This window comes from Marinobacterium sp. xm-d-564 (genome assembly GCF_013283345.1).
GTDB lineage: Bacteria > Pseudomonadota > Gammaproteobacteria > Pseudomonadales > Balneatricaceae > Marinobacterium_E.
The window spans coordinates 40,680-59,373 of record NZ_WBYO01000012.1 but is presented as its reverse complement, the minus strand read 5'-3'; the positions used below and the strand labels follow the sequence as shown (position 1 = coordinate 59,373).

General features: G+C 48.3%; 17 protein-coding genes. 14 read left to right on the top strand and 3 right to left on the bottom strand.

Translation table 11 applies throughout. From position 1 onward, the window contains the following. Window positions 1–545 precede the first annotated feature (545 nt). Window positions 546–1,412 carry a ChaN family lipoprotein gene (locus tag XMD564_RS10875; protein ID WP_173508322.1) on the bottom strand — a complete coding sequence of 289 codons (867 nt, stop codon included), beginning with the start codon at window positions 1,410–1,412 and terminating at the stop codon, window positions 546–548. 146 nt (window positions 1,413–1,558) lie between these two features. Between XMD564_RS10875 and parC the strand changes: the two genes are divergently transcribed. Then, the gene (gene parC, locus XMD564_RS10870) at window positions 1,559–3,799 is read left to right on the top strand and encodes a DNA topoisomerase IV subunit A (RefSeq protein WP_371731451.1); all 2,241 of its coding nucleotides are present in this window, start codon (window positions 1,559–1,561) and stop codon (window positions 3,797–3,799) included. 73 nt (window positions 3,800–3,872) lie between these two features. On the opposite strand, the gene XMD564_RS10865 is transcribed toward parC, so the two are convergent. Next, on the bottom strand, window positions 3,873–5,693 hold the full coding sequence (locus XMD564_RS10865; protein WP_173508321.1) for a hypothetical protein: 1,821 nt from the start codon (window positions 5,691–5,693) through the stop codon (window positions 3,873–3,875). A 201-nt stretch (window positions 5,694–5,894) separates the two neighbouring features. On the opposite strand from XMD564_RS10865, the gene XMD564_RS10860 reads away from it, so the two are divergent. The 12 genes from XMD564_RS10860 to lipA all read left to right on the top strand — a co-directional run bounded on the left by XMD564_RS10860 (window position 5,895) and on the right by lipA (window position 16,656). Continuing rightward, window positions 5,895–7,148 (top strand): glutamate-5-semialdehyde dehydrogenase, encoded by a 1,254-nt coding sequence (locus XMD564_RS10860; protein ID WP_173484717.1) that lies wholly within the window; start codon window positions 5,895–5,897, stop codon window positions 7,146–7,148. After that, complete coding sequence (nadD, locus tag XMD564_RS10855; RefSeq protein WP_173483268.1) at window positions 7,148–7,801, top strand: nicotinate-nucleotide adenylyltransferase; 654 nt, start codon at window positions 7,148–7,150, stop codon at window positions 7,799–7,801. The genes XMD564_RS10860 and nadD overlap by 1 nt, the downstream gene beginning before the upstream one ends. 10 nt (window positions 7,802–7,811) lie before the next feature. Continuing rightward, entirely contained in the window at window positions 7,812–8,141 is a 330-nt protein-coding gene (rsfS, locus tag XMD564_RS10850; protein WP_173482044.1) for a ribosome silencing factor, read from the top strand. Between the two features lie 5 nt (window positions 8,142–8,146). After that, the gene (gene rlmH, locus XMD564_RS10845) at window positions 8,147–8,614 is read left to right on the top strand and encodes a 23S rRNA (pseudouridine(1915)-N(3))-methyltransferase RlmH (protein WP_173482032.1); all 468 of its coding nucleotides are present in this window, start codon (window positions 8,147–8,149) and stop codon (window positions 8,612–8,614) included. 5 nt (window positions 8,615–8,619) lie between these two features. Further along, on the top strand, window positions 8,620–10,509 hold the full coding sequence (gene mrdA, locus XMD564_RS10840; protein ID WP_173482031.1) for a penicillin-binding protein 2: 1,890 nt from the start codon (window positions 8,620–8,622) through the stop codon (window positions 10,507–10,509). Further along, window positions 10,509–11,648, top strand: a complete 1,140-nt coding sequence (gene rodA / locus XMD564_RS10835) for a rod shape-determining protein RodA (protein ID WP_173508320.1) — start codon at window positions 10,509–10,511, stop codon at window positions 11,646–11,648. Before mrdA ends, rodA begins: the two co-directional genes overlap by 1 nt. A gap of 29 nt (window positions 11,649–11,677) precedes the next feature. Continuing rightward, window positions 11,678–12,661 carry a lytic murein transglycosylase B gene (mltB, locus tag XMD564_RS10830; protein ID WP_173484716.1) on the top strand — a complete coding sequence of 328 codons (984 nt, stop codon included), beginning with the start codon at window positions 11,678–11,680 and terminating at the stop codon, window positions 12,659–12,661. Between the two features lie 3 nt (window positions 12,662–12,664). Next, window positions 12,665–13,531 (top strand): septal ring lytic transglycosylase RlpA family protein, encoded by an 867-nt coding sequence (locus tag XMD564_RS10825; RefSeq protein WP_371739866.1) that lies wholly within the window; start codon window positions 12,665–12,667, stop codon window positions 13,529–13,531. Between the two features lie 30 nt (window positions 13,532–13,561). After that, window positions 13,562–14,710, top strand: a complete 1,149-nt coding sequence (locus tag XMD564_RS10820; protein ID WP_173482028.1) for a D-alanyl-D-alanine carboxypeptidase family protein — start codon at window positions 13,562–13,564, stop codon at window positions 14,708–14,710. Window positions 14,711–14,750: 40 nt separating this feature from the next. Continuing rightward, complete coding sequence (locus tag XMD564_RS10815; RefSeq protein ID WP_173482027.1) at window positions 14,751–15,023, top strand: YbeD family protein; 273 nt, start codon at window positions 14,751–14,753, stop codon at window positions 15,021–15,023. A 68-nt stretch (window positions 15,024–15,091) separates the two neighbouring features. After that, window positions 15,092–15,682, top strand: a complete 591-nt coding sequence (lipB, locus tag XMD564_RS10810; RefSeq protein ID WP_254442908.1) for a lipoyl(octanoyl) transferase LipB — start codon at window positions 15,092–15,094, stop codon at window positions 15,680–15,682. Beyond that, complete coding sequence (lipA, locus tag XMD564_RS10805; protein WP_173482025.1) at window positions 15,679–16,656, top strand: lipoyl synthase; 978 nt, start codon at window positions 15,679–15,681, stop codon at window positions 16,654–16,656. Before lipB ends, lipA begins: the two co-directional genes overlap by 4 nt. Before the next feature lie 6 nt (window positions 16,657–16,662). On the opposite strand, the gene XMD564_RS10800 is transcribed toward lipA, so the two are convergent. Continuing rightward, the gene (locus XMD564_RS10800; protein WP_173508319.1) at window positions 16,663–17,583 is read right to left on the bottom strand and encodes a LysR family transcriptional regulator; all 921 of its coding nucleotides are present in this window, start codon (window positions 17,581–17,583) and stop codon (window positions 16,663–16,665) included. Window positions 17,584–17,682: 99 nt separating this feature from the next. On the opposite strand from XMD564_RS10800, the gene XMD564_RS10795 reads away from it, so the two are divergent. Continuing rightward, window positions 17,683–18,663, top strand: a complete 981-nt coding sequence (locus tag XMD564_RS10795) for a TAXI family TRAP transporter solute-binding subunit (protein WP_254442903.1) — start codon at window positions 17,683–17,685, stop codon at window positions 18,661–18,663. The last annotated feature ends 31 nt before the right edge of the window (window positions 18,664–18,694 follow it).

Below are 18,694 nucleotides of genomic sequence, written 5' to 3'. Positions count from 1 at the left end.
GTTTCCCCATGTGAGAGTAGGTCATTGCCAGGCACCTAATAAACAAAGAACCCCAGTACCGAAAGGTCCTGGGGTTTTTTGTTTTTTGGTCGCAAGGAGACTTCTGAGCGAATGCCCATGTGACCACGCATGCACTGAAAGTGCGGCGGGGAGGCGCTGCAAGCGTCGCGAAGCGATGACGAGCAACGCTCGGCACCTATTGTAGGTCATTGAGAGCTTCGTAAAGGATCTCTGCCAAATCCATCGCGGCCTTTGCAAGACCGCTCCAACGGTTTTAAAAAAGATCTCTGCCAACGTCAACAGCGGATGACAGGCTGAAGCCAGTCACCGTAGCTTCGTAGTGAATTAAGCACACCAGTGACAGGCTGAAGGCCAGTCACCGTAGCTCTGTAGCGAGTTAAGCACACCAGTGACAGGCTGAAGGCCAGTCACCGCAGCTTCGTAGCGAGTTAAGCACACCAGTGACTGGCTTTAGCCTGTCACCTGCTCTCTAATTACGCGCCCAACCTTCACGGCCTTCGCAAGACCGCTCCAACAGCTAACTACTACCCTTCAATCTGCGAACAGTGATCCCTCTGCTCTACTTCCGGTGTGAATATCACATAATCAGCTATCGCTTCTTCCTGATAGCTGTCTGGTACGATTTCAAAGGGGTCTTGGCTGTCACCAACAGATAGCATCATGATTGATAGGCTATTCAGCTGATTATGAAAGGGGACGCCGGCATCTTTTCTGACATGCATATTGCCTGCAATGTATAGATCGACCATATCGGTGCTGTTCTCTTTAAGTACTCTGCCCATCTGTCGATCACGGGCTATTTGAACTCTTAACATGTTGCCCAGTTGTGATTTGGGTAGCTTACCGCAGTGGCCTTCATAGAGTATGTCGAGCATAAAGTTTTTGTAGAGTTCGTTAGGATGATCTATTGATTCGTCCATGTAGGCTTGCATCTGTTGTTGTCGAGTTAGGTCTGTGCCGAGTACTCTATTTGCTTTCGTTAAAGCAAAGTTCACGGGTGATTTATACCACTCCCAAGGCCAGCCCTTTTGCCAGTTGAGTTGTTCTGGATTCGACGGCTCCCCTAATGCGCTGTCTAGTGCAGTCTGTTGATCTGTATTAGCCATTTCAAAGGCAACATTACCGAGTATCTTCTTTTGGGATAGTAGCTCTAGTATCTCTGTTTGAAGTTCGTGATGAATATCCGTTTCATGATTTTCACCCAGCAATATCCAATCTATCTCACTCATATGATCCAGTAATTGCTGTTGGGTTATAAAGCGCTGGTTAGTGTTGTCCCATATTTTTCCAACAATGGGATTATTACTTTTTATATCAGTTTGCCACTCAGCTGCTGATACGGCTGATATGCCAAACAGAATTGAAATAGAAACAGCTTTTAACAGGTTCATCTTGTCCGTGTCTTTTTGTTGATACTCGTTTTCACTCTACGCATTTGATCCTATCTTGGTGCTTTTCAGATGCAAGCGCGTGTCTATGGTGGCATACTCGTAAACAACTGTTTTTGTAAATGCTAACCCGTCTGGGAACACTATTTGTGGAAAATCTGATCGATGAAGGGGTCGAAACCCTTCCTTTAAAGACCTTTACAGAGAAAGCCTACTTAGATTACTCAATGTACGTCATTCTTGACCGTGCATTGCCTCATCTAGGCGATGGTATGAAGCCAGTACAACGCCGTATTGTTTATGCAATGTCTGAGCTTGGACTAAAGGCGAGCGCCAAATTTAAAAAGTCAGCACGTACGGTAGGTGACGTTTTAGGTAAGTTTCATCCGCACGGTGATTCGGCCTGTTATGAGGCTATGGTGCTTATGGCACAGCCTTTCAGTTATCGCTATCCGCTTGTAGATGGTCAAGGCAACTGGGGTTCTGCTGACGACCCTAAATCTTTCGCAGCAATGCGATACACTGAAGCGCGACTCTCTAAATATGCCGAGGTGTTGTTAAAAGAGTTAGGTCAAGGAACGGTTGAATGGGTACCTAACTTTGATGGCACGATGGATGAGCCTGAGGTTCTGCCAGCGCGTCTACCTAACGTACTCTTGAATGGTTCTACGGGTATCGCCGTTGGTATGGCGACTGATATTCTTCCCCATAACCTTCGCGAAGTCGCTCGGGCTTGTACTTATCTGCTCGACAATCCTGATGCCAGTGTTGCGCGTCTTTGTCAGAAAGTAAAAGGCCCTGATTTCCCAACCGCTGCTGAGATCATTACACCGACGGCTGATCTTAAAAAGATCTATGAGACCGGTCGTGGTTCTGTAAAAGCACGTGCTATTTATGAAATTGAGGATGGTGACGTTGTCATTACGGCTCTTCCATATCAGGTATCTGGTGCTAAGGTGCTTGAACAGATTGCAGCTCAAATGCAGCAGAAAAAATTGCCAATGGTTAGCGATTTGCGTGATGAGTCAGACCATGAGAATCCGACTCGGTTCGTGATTGTGCCACGCTCAAATCGTATCGATATTGAGCAGTTGATGGCTCACCTGTTTGCAACCACCGATCTAGAGCGAAGCTACCGAGTTAACTTCAACATGATCGGCATTGACGGCCGTCCACAGGTTAAAGATCTTCGTCAGATCTTAACGGAGTGGCTTACTTGGCGTACCCAGGTTGTTCGACGCCGTCTCGAATTCCGTTTGCAGAAAGTATTAGATCGACTGCATATCCTCGATGGTTTGATCATTGCTTATCTTAATATCGATGAAGTGATCGCAATCATCCGCAACGAGGATGAGCCTAAAACGGTTATGATGGAGCGCTTCGGTCTAACGGATGTCCAAGCTAACGCCATCCTCGATCTCAAACTTCGTCATTTGGCGAAACTGGAAGAGTTTCAGATCCGTGCAGAGCAGTCTGAGTTAGATGAAGAGCGTAAAAAACTTGAATCTATTCTTGGTTCTGATGAGTTGATGCGTAATCTCATTAAAGAGGAGATTGAACAGGCTGCTGAAGAGTTTGGCGATGATCGCCGCTCTCCTCTGGTTGAGCGTGAAGAGTCTCAAGCGTTCAGTGATAAAGATCTGCTTACCTCTGATCCTGTTACCGTCGTCCTCTCTAAACAGGGGTGGATCCGTGCTGCTAAAGGGCATGACATTGATCCGGCTACTCTGAATTACAAAGCGAGTGATGGTTATAAACTCTCGATTGCTGGACGCATGAACCAGCCGACGATCCTGCTAGACAGTATGGGGCGCAGTTATACATTAGAGACTCATAACCTGCCTTCAGCTCGGGGGCAAGGCGAGCCTGTTACCGGTAGCATTAGTCTGCAAAAGGGTGCTTCGATAGAGGCACTAACCGCGGGTAAAGAGAGTGATAAGGTTCTTCTCTCTTCAGATGCTGGTTATGGCTTTGTCACGTCGATAGGTGATATGACCAGTAAGACGAAAAACGGTAAAGCGGTACTGACGCTACCCAAAGGGGCCAATATCGTAGCGCCTGCTTCCATTTCTGATAGCGAAAATGGTTTGATCGCTGCCGTAACTTCTGAAGGGCGTCTACTGGTGTTCCCAGTCTCTGAGCTGCCTGTATTGGGACGAGGTAAAGGTAATAAGATCATTAACATCCCGTCGGCAAGGGCTCAAGCTCGTGAAGAGTTGATGGTTGCTGTGGCTGTTCTTAATGAAGATCAGGAACTTCTGGTTCATGCGGGTAAGCAGTACCTTAAAATGACCAAAGCCGATCTAGAACACTACCGTGGAGAGCGCGGTCGTCGAGGCAATAAACTGCCAAGGGGCTATCAGCGAGTGAGCCATCTATCGGTAGAGTAATGACTACCTAAATATCAAAAGGGAGCCGCTGGCTCCCTTTTTTGTTGAATCAATAATGTGCGGTTTATGAAGATTACTGTGCGGCCTGCTGTGCCAGTTTTGCCAGAAGATAACGCCCCTGTTTTTCTAACAGATCTTGATAGCTTTTACTCAACGATAGGATCAGCACCTTGTCCTCATCTTCGCGTTTGATCTCAGCGGTTGATAGAACACCGCTTTTTAGATCGGGTGCCTCTGAGAGTGCTGTATGGCTAATCAATCGATCTGTTTTGGTTGAGCGAGTTAAGAAGCGGGCTTCGTCGGCCATTCTATCCTGACGACCCTGTTGACCTCTTACAATTGCGGTGTGGACGTTCAGTATCGGCTCCTGCTGATCTGAACGACTTCTATTGTACGAACGGGCAAGTTGGGCAAATAGCATGGCTGCACAAGCCGCATTAACGCCATGCTCGTCATCCTCGCTGGCATTATCAAACTGAATCAGTATGTCTTCGCCAAGTGCGGAGACCTCGCCTTCGTAAATATTGGCAACGGAGTTCGCCAGTGTTCGGTAAGTGCGTTTGATCTGTAACTGCTCTTCATTGGAGATCAGCGCCGAGTGGGGGCTGGTAAAGTCGATCAGGACAACGTAGGCCGCTTCACTGGCTGGTGTTAACAGATCAAGCTCCTGTTCAATGGTGTATAGATCGAGCTGTTCTTCATTGATGATAGGCAGTTTGCGCGCCAGTTTCTTCACGGGCTCTTGGCGCTCTGGCGTTGTATCAAACATCAACGTTTCAAAGCTGGGCTCTTCACGCTCTTGTTCGGGCTCTTTTGATAGAGGCTTGAAGGGCGGTACGCTCGGTTCGCGTCTCTCTGGTTTTAGAAGTTCAACCAGATCGATCTCATCCTTATCGGTCTCATCTATCTGCATTTTGACGATAGGGGGTTCAATGTTGGTAGGTTCATTGGTCTCTACCATTGTCTCATTTTCGCTAGGTTCCCAAGGCGGAATGTCTGCCTCATCAGTGTTTGGCTCGTGAACTTCTTCAAAGTTAGGTTCGCTAGGCTCATCTGAAGTGCTGTTTTCAACAATCGGGTCATCGTACGCGGATCCGAAATTGCCTATGTCATCGTAATCTACTTCAGTGTCCACTTCAGTCTCAATAGTCGATTCAATCTCTGTCTCCGCCTCGGATCCAAGGTGGTTATCTAGGGAGTTGATCTCAGTGTCTTGTTCTTGATCGTCTAGCTCTGGTTCTTGTTCGATTAGCGCTTCTGCCTCTACATCGTCTTCATAAACTTCTTCATCGCTGTCGTCGATTGTTTCCTGAGCTTCCGTTGAGTCTGTGATTTGATCGTCAAAATGTTGCTCAATTTGTTCAATATAAGCCACTTCCTCTTCAAGAAGTTTGCTCTGCCGGCGATAGATAAACAGTGATAACAGAAAAGCGATAATAGCGCCGCTGCTGATCAGTCCCGTCTGGTAATTGAGTTGTTGCTGAACGGGAGTCGGGTCGATCCACACTTCTAATTGAGCAATGGCTTCGTTATTAGGTGCGATGGATTTTGCTGTGTGGACACCCTCTTGCTTGCCAGCTGCAGCTAGTCTCATGGTCTGGCTATCGGTGATTTGAATGCCTGCTACGAAAGGGTCGTCTGCAATCTGATTGGTGACAAAGTTAAGGCTGACTAAATCTTTAGAGAGAATTAGAGGCGCAACCAGCATGGAGGCGCTGTTACTCCAAATTTTGGCCTGTTTTAGTGCTTCGTTTTCTGCGGCATTTTTGGCCAACAGATAGGAGCCAACCAAGGTCGAAGAGAAGAGCAAAACCAGAGCGATGGCTGCAGCAAAGGCTGGGCGCTGGTACCAACGTAGGTAACCTTTGTATTGTTCGCCGTCTTGTTCAAGCATGCCTTTGTTTCCAGTACACAAAATAAGAGTTTCATAATACCAGTCTGTCTTCGACCGATCGACCAGTTGGTTCCTAAAATTTGTAACTATTTCATAGGCATTAAAAGCGATTTTTGCTGGTGTAATTTCTTGTTATTGGTGGGTTCTTTATCGCTGTCACGCTATACTAGACTTCTCAATAAATTGATCGGTAAAGACCTGATGAATGTAGCGGATTACATGCAGACGCTTGGTGCGAATGCGCGCGAAGCTTCACGTGTCGTAGCACGTGCTAATACAGAACAGAAAAACAGTGCATTGCTTGCAATGGCTGAACTTATTGATGCCGATCGTGATGCGATCACTCAAGCTAACCAGAAAGACCTTGAGGCTGGAAAGGCTCGTGGGCTTGATGATGCGATGCTGGATCGTCTAGCGCTAACTCCAGAGCGTATCGATGGCATGATCGAGGGTCTTCGTCAGGTTGCCGCTCTACCAGACCCTGTCGGTGATGTATCCGACATGCGTTTTCTGCCATCCGGAATTCAGCTAGGTAAGATGCGTGTTCCTCTAGGCGTAATAGGCATCATCTATGAGTCACGCCCGAATGTCACAATGGAAGCCGCCAGTCTCTGTCTAAAGTCGGGTAACGCTACGATTCTTCGCGGTGGTTCTGAGGCAATTCACTCTAATCAGGCGATTGCTAAATCGATTATGGCGGGCCTAAAACAGGCTGGTTTGCCTGAAACGGCTGTCCAGGTGGTGGAAACCACGGATCGTGAAGCCGTTGGTCAGTTGATTACTATGCCAGAGTTTGTGGATGTTATCGTGCCTCGTGGCGGTAAGGGGTTGATCGAGCGTATCTCGAACGATGCGCGCGTGCCTGTTATTAAACACCTCGACGGTATTTGTCATGTCTATATTGATGCAGAGGCTGACCTAGCTAAGGCTATCAATATTGCCATCAATGCCAAGACTCATCGCTACGGTACTTGTAACACCATGGAGACACTGCTGGTGCATGAATCGGTTGCTGATGAGGTTCTTAAAGAGCTAGCTGAGGCCTACGCTGAGGCGGGTGTAGAACTTCGTGGATGTGACAAGACATGTGCCATTATTCAAGCCAATGCAGCGACTGAAGAGGATTGGGCGACTGAGTACTTGGCGCCGATACTTTCAATCAAAATTGTTGAGGGTATAGATCGTGCAATTGAGCACATCAATCACTACGGCTCTCACCATACCGACGCGATCATTACTGAAAACTACACGCTGTCGCGTCAATTTTTGCGTGAGGTCGACTCCAGCTCTGTCATGATCAACGCCTCTACTCGATTTGCCGATGGCTTTGAATACGGCCTAGGTGCTGAAATCGGTATATCTACGGATAAGATTCACGCTCGTGGGCCGGTCGGTCTAGAGGGGCTGACGTCTCAGAAATACATTGTTTACGGAGAAGGGCAGGTTCGTAAGTAATGCAGAAACCTCCTCTGGTTCTTTTTGGTGGTACCTTTGATCCTATTCACTATGGACATCTCAGAACTGCGCTAGAACTTCAGGAGGTGCTCAACGTGCCTCACATTAATCTGGTCCCAACCGGTGAGCCAGTCCATAAAGCATCAACCGGCGGCTCTGCCGTGCAGCGGTTTGAGATGGTTCGGCTAGCGGTAGAATCGGAGCCTGCACTGGTTGCTGATGATTGTGAATTGATCAGTGATGAGCCTTGCTACACCATCAACACGTTGATGAAAAAACGTGCCGAAGTGGGTGAGGATTTGCCCATAATAATGGTGATGGGGATGGACTCTCTGCTGGGCATTAAGAGTTGGTCCCATTGGCAGCAGTTAACGGATTTCGGTCACTTGTTGATCGTTGCTCGACCCGGTTATGAACCTGAGTTTGATTCAGAGCTTCAGTGCTTTATTGATCAGCATAGGGTTGAGGATTTAGAAGCGTTAAGCCTTCGTCCTTCAGGTCATTTGGCGATGCATCAGTTGACTCCGATGAATGTCTCTGCGACTCAGGTTAGAAAGATTATTAAGCGGGGCTCAAACCCCAGATTTTTAATTCCAGACAGCGTTTGGAATTTTATTAGAAATGAGCGTCTCTATGACGCCAATGAAAGGTAATTTAATTTACATGCAAGATGATCAATTGATCGCCCTAGTGCAAGATGCGCTTGAGGGAATGAAAGCAAAAGATATCAACCTAATCGATGTTCGTGGCCGCTCTACCGTCACTGACTACATGATGGTTGCAAGTGGTACATCTAAGCGTCAAGTAGCAGCCGCTGCTCAAGAGGTGATCGACAAGGTGAAAGAGCAGGGTCTTTTGCCTATGGGTATTGAAGGTCAAACGGTTGGTGACTGGGTATTGGTCGATCTTGGTAGCATCATTGTGCACGTGATGATGCCAGATGCTCGTGATTTCTATGACATTGAACGCCTCTGGTCAGTAGGCGACGCCTAAGCCTTATGCGCATACGATTGCTTGCAGTCGGCACTAAGATGCCAAAATGGGTCACGGACGGCTACCAAGAGTACTGCAAGCGTCTTCCCTCTGATTTTCAGCTAGAACTGGTTGAATTACAGCCTGGCCATCGTGGCAAAGGGGCTGATATCCAACGGGCTATGCGCTCTGAAGGTGACGCCATGTTGGCGGCCATCCCAAAAGGGGATCGAGTGATCGCTCTCTGTGTTGATGGCAAGAACTGGTCGACAGAAAAGCTTGCAGAACAGGCTGAAAACTGGCGGATGGAAGGAAATAATATAACGCTTTTGGTGGGTGGTCCCGATGGTCTTGATCCAAGATGCATCGCCGCTGCCGATCAAAAGTGGTCGCTATCAGCGCTGACTTTACCGCACCCGCTGGTTCGCATTATTCTTGCTGAGCAGATATATCGAGCTTGGACCTTACTTCAAGGTCATCCCTACCATAAGTGAGTTAGATGGATCAGAGACGATTTAACGACTACCAGAAAGAGAATCGGTTCTTTGTTAACCGAGCAGTCGTCGCGTTTCTTTTCGTTTTAGTGCTGATGGCCATTCTGGTCAGTCGAATCTACTTCTTGCAGGTCGTTGAGCACGATCGATTCTCTCTGTTATCAGAAAACAATCGCATTAAACTTCAGCCAGTCGCCCCCAGACGAGGTCTTATCTACGATCGTAATGGCGAACTGTTGGCAGAAAACCGCCCTAGCTTCAGTTTGACGCTCCTTAAAGAGGAGGTCGATGATGTGGATTCGCTATTAGAGGATGTCGCCTCTCTAGTAGAGCTCTCTGCGGCAGAGGTAGAAGGCTTTAAAAAGCGCCTTAAGCACCGTCGTCGTCCACACTCCACCGTTCCTCTCAAATCTCGCTTAACCGAAGAGGAGATCGCTAAGCTCTCAGTGAACTTCTATCGTCTACCGGGGCTACAGATTGAAGCTGATCTTGTTCGTTACTATCCTCACCCTGATTCACTGGTGCATGCCATTGGTTATGTTGGGCGTGTTAATGAGCGTGAACTCAAAACCTTAGACCCTAATAACTATGCTGCAACACACTATATTGGCAAACTTGGGGTTGAGAAATATTACGAGCCGCTACTGCATGGACAGGTCGGTTTGCAGCGTGTTGAAACCAATGTGCGCGGCCGAGTCATGCGTGTTTTGGAGCAAGAGGACCCAACCCCAGGTTTGGATATCCAGTTAAGTCTCGATTTAAAGCTGCAGCAGTTTACAGCGAAACTGTTGGAGGGTAAGCGAGCTGCGGTTGTAGCGATTGAACCCCAAACCGGTGAAATCTTGTCATTGGTGAGCAACCCCTCTTACGACCCCAATGAGTTTGTAACGGGTATTTCATTCGATAACTACAATGCGCTTCGCGATGATAAAGATCAGCCCCTTTACAATCGCGCCATCCGTGGAGCCTACCCACCGGGATCAACGCTAAAGCCCTTCACAGCGCTTGCCTCAGTTGATTCTAAATCGGTACCGATTGATCACAAAGTTTGGGATCCAGGTTTCTATCAACTCTCTGAAAATGGTCGGAAATGGCGAGATTGGAAGAAATCTGGTCACGGTCGAGTCGATCTGAATCACGCATTGGCTGAGTCTTGTGATGTCTGGTTTTATGATACGGCTTCTAAAACATCGATTGATGTTTACAGTGACTATTTAGGGCGTTTCGGTTTTGGACAGGTCACCAGTCTGGATCTGCCTGAAGCGGGCCGAGCTATTCTCCCATCCAATGAGTGGAAGAAGCGTCGCGAAAAACAGCCTTGGTACCCCGGTGATTCACTCAATCTAAGTATTGGGCAGGGTTATATGATAGCTACGCCACTGCAGCTCGCGACAGCTACAGCAGTGTTAGCCAATCGCGGTAAGTGGGTGCGTCCACAGATGATCAAGAGCTTCATCGCTGAAAATGAGCTAACTGCGGAACAGACAGAGATTATCCAACAGCTACAACAGAAGCCGACACTACCCGATGTTGAACTCAATCACCCCGAGTACTTTGAAAAGGTTATTGAAGGCATGGTGAATGTGGTGAATGCTCCCTACGGTACGGCTCGAAAAGCCGGTGCGGGAGCGCCATATACCATGGCAGGCAAAACAGGTACGGCCCAAGTGGTCGGCATTGCTCAAGATGCTGAATATGACTCAGAGGCTCTGCTAGAACGTCAGCGAGACCACGCACTCTTTGTTGCCTTTGCACCGGCTGATGATCCTAAAATTGCAGTGGCGGTAGTCGTCGAGAACGGCGAGGGTGGTTCTAGAGCTGCAGCACCGGTCGCGCGTGAAGTGATTGATGCTTGGTTACTGGGCGATTACACCAGTGAGTTGGGAGATGATTAATGTCTAAAGATTTCCACCGCTCCGTCTCGCCAGATCAGTCAGGACTTCGCAAGCAGCGCTCCTTGTGGAATTACACTCACCTAGATTTACCCTTGCTTTTACTATTGCTAGCGCTCTGTGTAGCAGGGCTGGTCATTCTTTACAGTGCATCAGGGCAAGACTGGGCCTATGTTGAGCGTCAGGCCATCCGCATGGCTGCAGGATTTGCCGCGTTGATTTTTCTCGCGCAAGTCCCCCCTAGGGTGATCATGAGGGTAGGGCCCTGGCTCTACCTGCTTGGTGTGGCCTTGTTGGTTGGCGTTATCTTGTTTGGGGTCGGTGCTAAAGGGGCTCAACGTTGGTTGGCGCTGCCCGGTTTTCGTTTTCAGCCTTCAGAGTTAATGAAACTGGTACTACCTATTGTGGTGGCGGGTTACATCGCTCGCTACACACTGCCACCCAACTTCAAAGCGATCATAGTGAGTTTGATCTTAATTGCGATCCCATTTGCACTGATTATGAAGCAACCGGACCTTGGTACCTCGCTGCTGATCGGTGCCTCTGGTGTATTTATTTTGCTCTTTTCGGGAATCTACTGGCGCTGGATCTTTCTGAGTGCTGGGATTGTAGCGGCTTCACTGCCTGGGCTCTGGATGATCATGAAGGATTATCAGAAACAGAGGGTGCTGACATTTTTAGATCCAGAGAGCGACCCTCTTGGCTCGGGCTGGAACATCATACAGTCTAAAACGGCGATCGGTTCGGGTGGCCTCTCAGGTAAAGGCTTCTTGAGTGGTACTCAGTCTCAACTGGACTTTCTTCCTGAATCTCATACAGACTTTATCATTGCAGTAATCGGCGAAGAGCTGGGAATGAAAGGGGTATTGGTGCTACTCGCTCTATACCTTTTAATTGTAGGTCGTGGCTTAATGATCGCTGTTAAGGCACCTGACAGTTTTTCCCGTATGCTAGCTGCAAGTATCACGCTGACATTCTTTGTCTATGTCTTTGTCAACATCGGCATGGTCAGTGGTATTCTGCCGGTCGTAGGGGTCCCTCTACCAATGGTGAGCTATGGTGGTACCTCTATCGTGACGTTGATGATAGGTTTCGGAATTCTGATGTCGATTCATACCCATAAATCGATGTTGCGACGCTAGAATAATAAGATGACTGCTTGGAGATAAGCATGCTTAAACGTTTTAAAACGATGGTGTTAGCGGGTTGTTTAGCGGTATCAACAGCCTCTTTTGCTGGTTATGAGGCCCATCCACGAGCTCAGATATTGATTGATGATCTGAAGGCTGACGGTTTCGAAGAGAGTTACATTCGTGATGTGTTAGGTCGAGCAAAGTATCAGCAGAGCATTATTGATGCGATCAGCCGTCCAGCAGAGCGCCGCCTAAATTGGGGCGAGTACCGAGCGATTTTTATTGAGCAGCGTCGTATCAACCAAGCCATTCAGTTCTGGAAAGAGCACAAAGAGACGCTGTTAAGAGCTGAAGAAGTGTATGGCGTTCCGCCTGAGATTGTTTTAGCGATCATGGGTGTGGAGACACGCTTTGGGCGTATCACTGGCAATTATCGAGTATTGGATGCGCTGTCGACCTTGGGTTTTGACTACCCTAAACGTGCCGACTTCTTCCTAGGGCAGTTGGGTGACTACTTTCGCTTAGCACGCCAAGAAGGTATTGAGCCCGGTGTTTTGAAAGGCTCTTACGCTGGCGCTATGGGGTATGGTCAATTCATTCCTTCTAGCTTCTTAGCCTATGCCGTCGATTTTGACGGCGATCAACAGCGCGATATTTGGGGTAACCCTGTTGATGCGATTGGCAGTGTGGCGAACTACTTTGCTCGTCATGGCTGGCGTGCCGGTGAGCCCATTGTCAGTGACGTCCTTTTGAATGGCAGTGTTGATTCAGAGTGGTTTAACAAGGGCCTTCAACCAGAGCTTACACTGGATGAGTGGCGTCAACGTGGAGTGATTGCCAAGGGTGAGCTAGCAGACGATCAACTTGCAACACTGATGCGTATGAGCAGCGATCAAGGTGATCACTATCTTCTCGGACTGCACAACTTCTATGTCATCACTCGCTACAATCACAGTCGTCTTTATGCCAATGCGGTACGTGAATTGAGCGAAGCTATTCGTCTTGAGATCAACAAAGGTTAGCTGGTGACAAGATTTACGCTGAAATCAATCGTAGCTCTATTTGCCTTGGCTCTGGTCGGTTGTAGTTCCACGCCTACCTACGATCGTGAAACGGCAGGCGGTCGATACAAAGTTCGCAAAGATTTTGCCCCTGATAATCCACCGGATGTATCGAATGTGGCCGATGCTGTGCCTGTCGACATACCTTACAGTCGTGGGGGCAATCGTTCGACCTACGAGGTCTGGGGTAAAAGCTATAATGTGCTCCCTTCGCACATTGGTTACAGAGCAGAGGGTATCGCCTCTTGGTACGGCCTGAAGTTTCATGGTCACAAAACTTCGAACGGTGAGATCTACGACATCTACAAGATGTCTGCTGCACATAAGAGCCTGCCCATTCCCAGCTTCGCAAAAGTGACCAATCTGGATAACGGTAAGTCGGTTATTGTGCGCGTTAACGATCGCGGCCCTTTTCATGAAAATCGCTTGATCGATCTAAGTTACTCAGCCGCGGCGCGTTTGGAAATTTTGAAACAGGGTACCGGTCGAGTTAGGGTCGAGGCCATTGATGCTCGAAGTCATGCTGATACCACTGAAACAGTAGAGAAAACGCCTCAACCTGTTGCGTCTCTTCAACAGCCAAAACCTGACGATACCGGTGCATTCCTTCAAGTAGGATCCTTTGGTAAAGAGAGCTCGGCTCTATCGGTTCAGCGTCGACTTTCAGCGATGGATGGCGTCCAAGCCGTCATCAAGAGAGTTCGCCAGGGTGATGTCGAGTTTCATAGAGTGCTCGTGGGGCCGCTGACTGACACACTGTCGATTGACTCAATGGTGCAAAGTTTGGAGTCGATGGGCTATTCATCGCCATTGCTGATAAAATCCCCCTAAACTGTTTTAACCTATTTAAAAGTTGTAAAGATGCTCTCAAAGATTCGTTTCCTAGTTCTACTGTTTGTCGCGGTTGCGACGGTTCAAATTCAGGCAGCCGTTCTGCCTCCACCACCCCAATTAGCGGCAACAGCTTATGTCTTAATGGATGCCTCGACGGGTGACATCATTGCTGAGTCAGGTGCAGATGGTCAGTTTGCACCAGCGAGTTTGACTAAAATGATGACCAGCTACATCGTTGAGCACGAAGTGTCTGAGGGTAACATCAGCTTTAACGACCTTGTGCCAATCAGCGTTAAAGCTTGGAAAACGGAAGGGTCACGGATGTTTGTTCGTGAAGGGACTCAAGTTCGTTTGGAGGATCTGCTTCGTGGAGTCATCATCCAGTCAGGGAATGATGCGTCGGTTGCTTTGGCTGAGTATGTAGCTGGGAGTGAAGAGGCCTTTGCTGATTTGATGAACCAGCATGCTGAGCGTTTGGGTCTAACCAATACCCACTTTAAAAATGCGACCGGTTTACCTGCTGAGGGTCACTACTCTTCACCACGAGATCTAGCGTTGATTGGTCGTGCGTTGATTCAGGACTTCCCTGAACAGTACGCCATCTACAAAGAGAAGTACTTTACCTACAACGATATCAAACAGCCTAACCGTAACCGTCTGTTGTGGCGCGATCCAACGGTCGATGGTATCAAGACGGGTCATACGGAAGAGGCGGGATACTGCCTGGTATCGTCAGCCGTGCGTGATGATATGCGTCTGATCTCTGTGGTTCTAGGAACGACGTCTGATCAAGCTCGTGCCCAAGAGAGTCAAAAGCTGTTGGCTTACGGCTTTCGTTTCTTCAGAAATTACCCACTATACAAAGCGGGTCAAGAGCTGAATAAGCCAAAGGTTTGGAAGGGTATGACCGATTCAGTCTCTCTCGGCTTGGGTGGTGATCTGTCGTTAACCATTCCCCGCGGCAGCGAGAATCAGTTAGCCGCGACTTTAGACCTTCCAGAGGTTATTGAAGCACCTCTAGCAGCGGGTGAAGTGGTAGGTCATCTTCTAGTGACCCTAGAGGGTGAAGAGGCCGCTCGTGAGCCTTTGCTTGCGCTTCAGTCGGTTGAAGAGGCTGGCTTCGTGAAAGCGATCTGGCACAGCATTGTTCTGTTTTTCCAAGGGTTGTTCGGTTAGTCGCTGATTGAACCACCTTTCGTTCACTTTAGAGGTACCTATGAGCGAACCTACACCTCCTAAAATTGAGTTTCCTTGTCCTGACTACAAAATCATGGTGGTCGGTGACAGTGCGCCGGACTATAGAGATTTCGTAGTTAATACCATGAAGCTTTACGACCCGGATTTGGATGAGTCTAAAGTTGAGATCAATGCCAGTAGTAAAGGACGCTTTACCTCAGTTCGTGTATTGATCACTGCAACCAGTGAAGAGCAGTTGGCGCAGATTCATACCGATCTGAAGGCGTCAGGTCGCGTCAAAATGGTGCTTTAGTGGTATCTGATCTACCTCTAAACGTTCGCTATTTAGGGCGTCAGCCTTATCTAGAAGCCTTTGATAGGATGCAGGCTTTTACTAATGAGCGGACAGCAGACACAGCGGATGAGCTCTGGGTGTTAGAGCATGAGCCTGTCTTTACCCAGGGGCAAGCTGGTAAAGCGGAGCATTTGTTGGGCACCGGTGATATTCCTGTCGTCCAAGTCGATCGAGGGGGTCAGGTTACCTACCACGGGCCGGGTCAACTGGTGATCTATCTACTGCTTGATTTAAAACGTAATAAGTTGGGTGTTAGAGATCTGGTCACACTGATGGAGGATTCGGTTGTCTCTCTGTTAGCGGATTATCGAGTCATAGCCGCCGCAAAACCAGATGCGCCGGGTGTTTATGTCGATGGAGACAAGATCTGTTCACTGGGACTGCGCGTACGCAAGAGTCGTAGCTTTCACGGTTTAGCGCTCAATATCGATATGGATCTTGAGCCTTTCTTACGAATTAATCCCTGTGGCTATGCAGGGCTTCAGATGACACAGTTATCAAGGTTTGATCCTTCTGCGACTAAAGTAGAAAAGGTTGGGTCTGAACTAGTACAATATCTGGCAAACGCAATTGGCTACGCAGAGTGGCACACTATTCATGGATGGGATAGCGAATGAGTGAAGAGACAATCAAACCTAAGGGTGTAGCGGAGCAGGGAGTTAAGCTGCGTGGCGCTGAAAAGTTAGCACGTATTCCGGTTAAGGTAATACCGACTGAAAAAGAGGATATGCCACGTAAGCCTGATTGGCTTCGTGTCCGCATGGGCTCTAATGCTGAAGTTAAGCGCATCAAAGATACCCTGCGTAAGCATAAACTTGCGTCGGTCTGTGAAGAGGCGAGCTGCCCAAACCTAGGTGAGTGTTTTACTCATGGTACAGCGACCTTCATGATCATGGGCGATATCTGTACTCGCCGTTGTCCGTTCTGTGACGTTGCACATGGCCGTCCTAATGCCTTATCGCCAGACGAGCCTATTGAGTTAGCCACAGCGATTGCGGATATGCGTCTTCGTTACGTGGTCATTACCTCTGTAGACCGAGACGACCTACGTGACGGTGGCGCACAGCACTTTGCTGACTGTATTCGTGAAACCCGTGAACGTCTGCCCTCTATTCAAATAGAGACCCTGGTGCCTGACTTTCGTGGCCGCATGGATATCGCATTGGAGATCCTTAAAGATACTCCGCCCGATGTCTTTAACCACAACCTAGAAACAGTGCCTCGTCTCTACAAACAGGTTCGCCCAGGGGCTGATTATGCTTGGTCATTGGAGCTTCTAAAACGCTACAAAGTACTGCGTCCAGAAGTGCGTACCAAGTCTGGTTTGATGGTCGGCGTCGGCGAAACGAACGAAGAGATTGTTGAGGTGATGAAGGATCTTCGTGCACATGACGTCAACATGATTACGATTGGGCAGTACCTACAGCCAAGCCGTGATCACCTTCCGGTTGATCGATTTGTCACACCTGATGAGTTTGCAGAGTTTGAGGCGTTGGCAAAAGAGATGGGCTTTAGTCATGTTGCCAGTGGACCATTGGTCCGCTCATCTTACCATGCTGACCTACAAGCCAAAGGTGAAAAGGTAGGCTAATTAATCCTACTGAGTGCTGGCGATGAGTGTCTTTGCTTGTGCCAGCATCACCTCTTTAATACTTTCATAGATGCTATTCTCCAGCATCTCTTCACGCGCCCAAAGATAGATATTTCTCGGTTGAGATAGCTCTCGTTTGAACTCTATCCGCTTAAACTCTTCAGAATCTTTAAATACCTGCATCGGCACGTTGGGCAATACCGCCAGATGCTTCCCTTGACGAAGAGTCTCTAACAGAAGATACCCCTCATTACGAAAGACAATCTGAGTACGTATTTTTGCTAGACCAGACTCTTTAAGCAGTTCCATCACCTCACGTTCAAAAGGTGACCCGTGGCCAAGACTTAACCAATTCGCTGCCGCTAAATCCTCAATCGTTAAATCCGATTTGTCGGCTAAAGGGTGGTTTTTACTGCAGTAGATGGCGATTTCATCATTAAAGAGGACCTGTCGGTCACAGCCAGGTATCATTTTGTCAGACGCAGAGGGTGCAATCGCAATATCCAGTTGATTATCGATTAGATGATCAATGACAGCCGTTGGGCGAGAGACTTCAATCGTCAATGAGGCCTTAGGGTGCCGCTCTAACAGTGAGTTCATGGCGTCTGGCATGATGGTTGCCGACAGTAGTGGACCAATGCCAATGCGAATCTCTTTGTCCAAACCAATTCTGTAACGCGATGCATGAAATCGTGCCGCCTCCATGCTTCGATTGATCGTTCGACCCTCACGAGCCAAGGCGACACCAACAGGAGTTCCTTTAACGCCGTATCGACTTCGGCTGAACAGCTGTGTTCCAGCCTGCATCTCCAGTGTCGCCATGGTGCGAGTCAGGGTTGGCTGAGTCAGTGCTAAATGTTTAGCGGCTTCTGTCAAAGAGCCCTTCTCAAGGACCACCGATAGATAATAGAGGTGTTTTGGATCCATACGTTTTTTTTAATTTGGCTATTTAAAAATGCATTTTAAACATTTATAAGCAATCTACTAGACTGGCTAAGTTCTAAAAATAATAACCCTTGGAGTTAAATGATGTTCAAGAACGCACTTCGTAAAACTGTCCTTGCGACTACATTAGGCCTCGCGTCAGTTACTGCACAAGCAGCAGATATCAGTATGGAAGCAGCAACTGCTCAGTCTGTTGTCGGTCTAATGCCTCAGACTATGGCCTCTTACCTTGCTGATAAGGATGTCAATGTTCAGCTAGCGATGGGTCAGACACTGACTAAGTCACTACTAAAAGTAGCTACGGGCAAACTAGATTCAGCCGTTATTCCACCAGGCGCTTTTAAAGCTTTAACAGTAGGTAAAGGCCCTTACAAGAAGATGGGCGCTGAGAAAGGCGCTGAAATGGCTAAAACTGTGCGTGCACTCTACGGCTTCCCTGGCAGTACTTACCACGCGATCACTTGGGCTGATAACGGCATCAACGAGTGGAAGGATGCAGCCGGCAAACGCGTATACATCGGTCCACCAGCGGGTGCTGCTAACGCTCAGATCACCTCTCTTGCAGCAGCGGGTGGCCTAGCTAAAGATGCATACGAGGGCATCAAAGCACCTTGGGGTGCTGCAGCTCAGGCTTTCCAGGATGGCCAGTTTGACGTTTACGTAGGTTCTTTCCCAGTAGGCTCGCAGGTTGTTGCTGAGCTAAGCCTTAAGCGTCCAATTCGGATCCTAGGAATTCCTGAAGGTACACAGCCTAAAGCTGGATTGGGTATGGAAGCTTCTGTCGTTCCTGCGGGTACCTACCCAGATCAAGCTAATGAGACTGATTCAGGCGCATTCCTAACACTGATGTTTATCGGTGTGAACGAGAAGATGTCTGATGATCTTGCCTACACAATGACTAAGGTTTACATGGAGTCACGTGAGCAGATGGGTAAAGACAACCGTCTACTTAACCACCTAGTTAAGTACAGCCCATTTACAGGTGTAACTGCTCCACTTCACCCTGGTGCTATCAAGTACTACGAAGAGCAGGGTATTGAAGTTCCTGCAAACCTTAAGTAACTATTCAGTTACTCGTTACCTATAAAGCGGG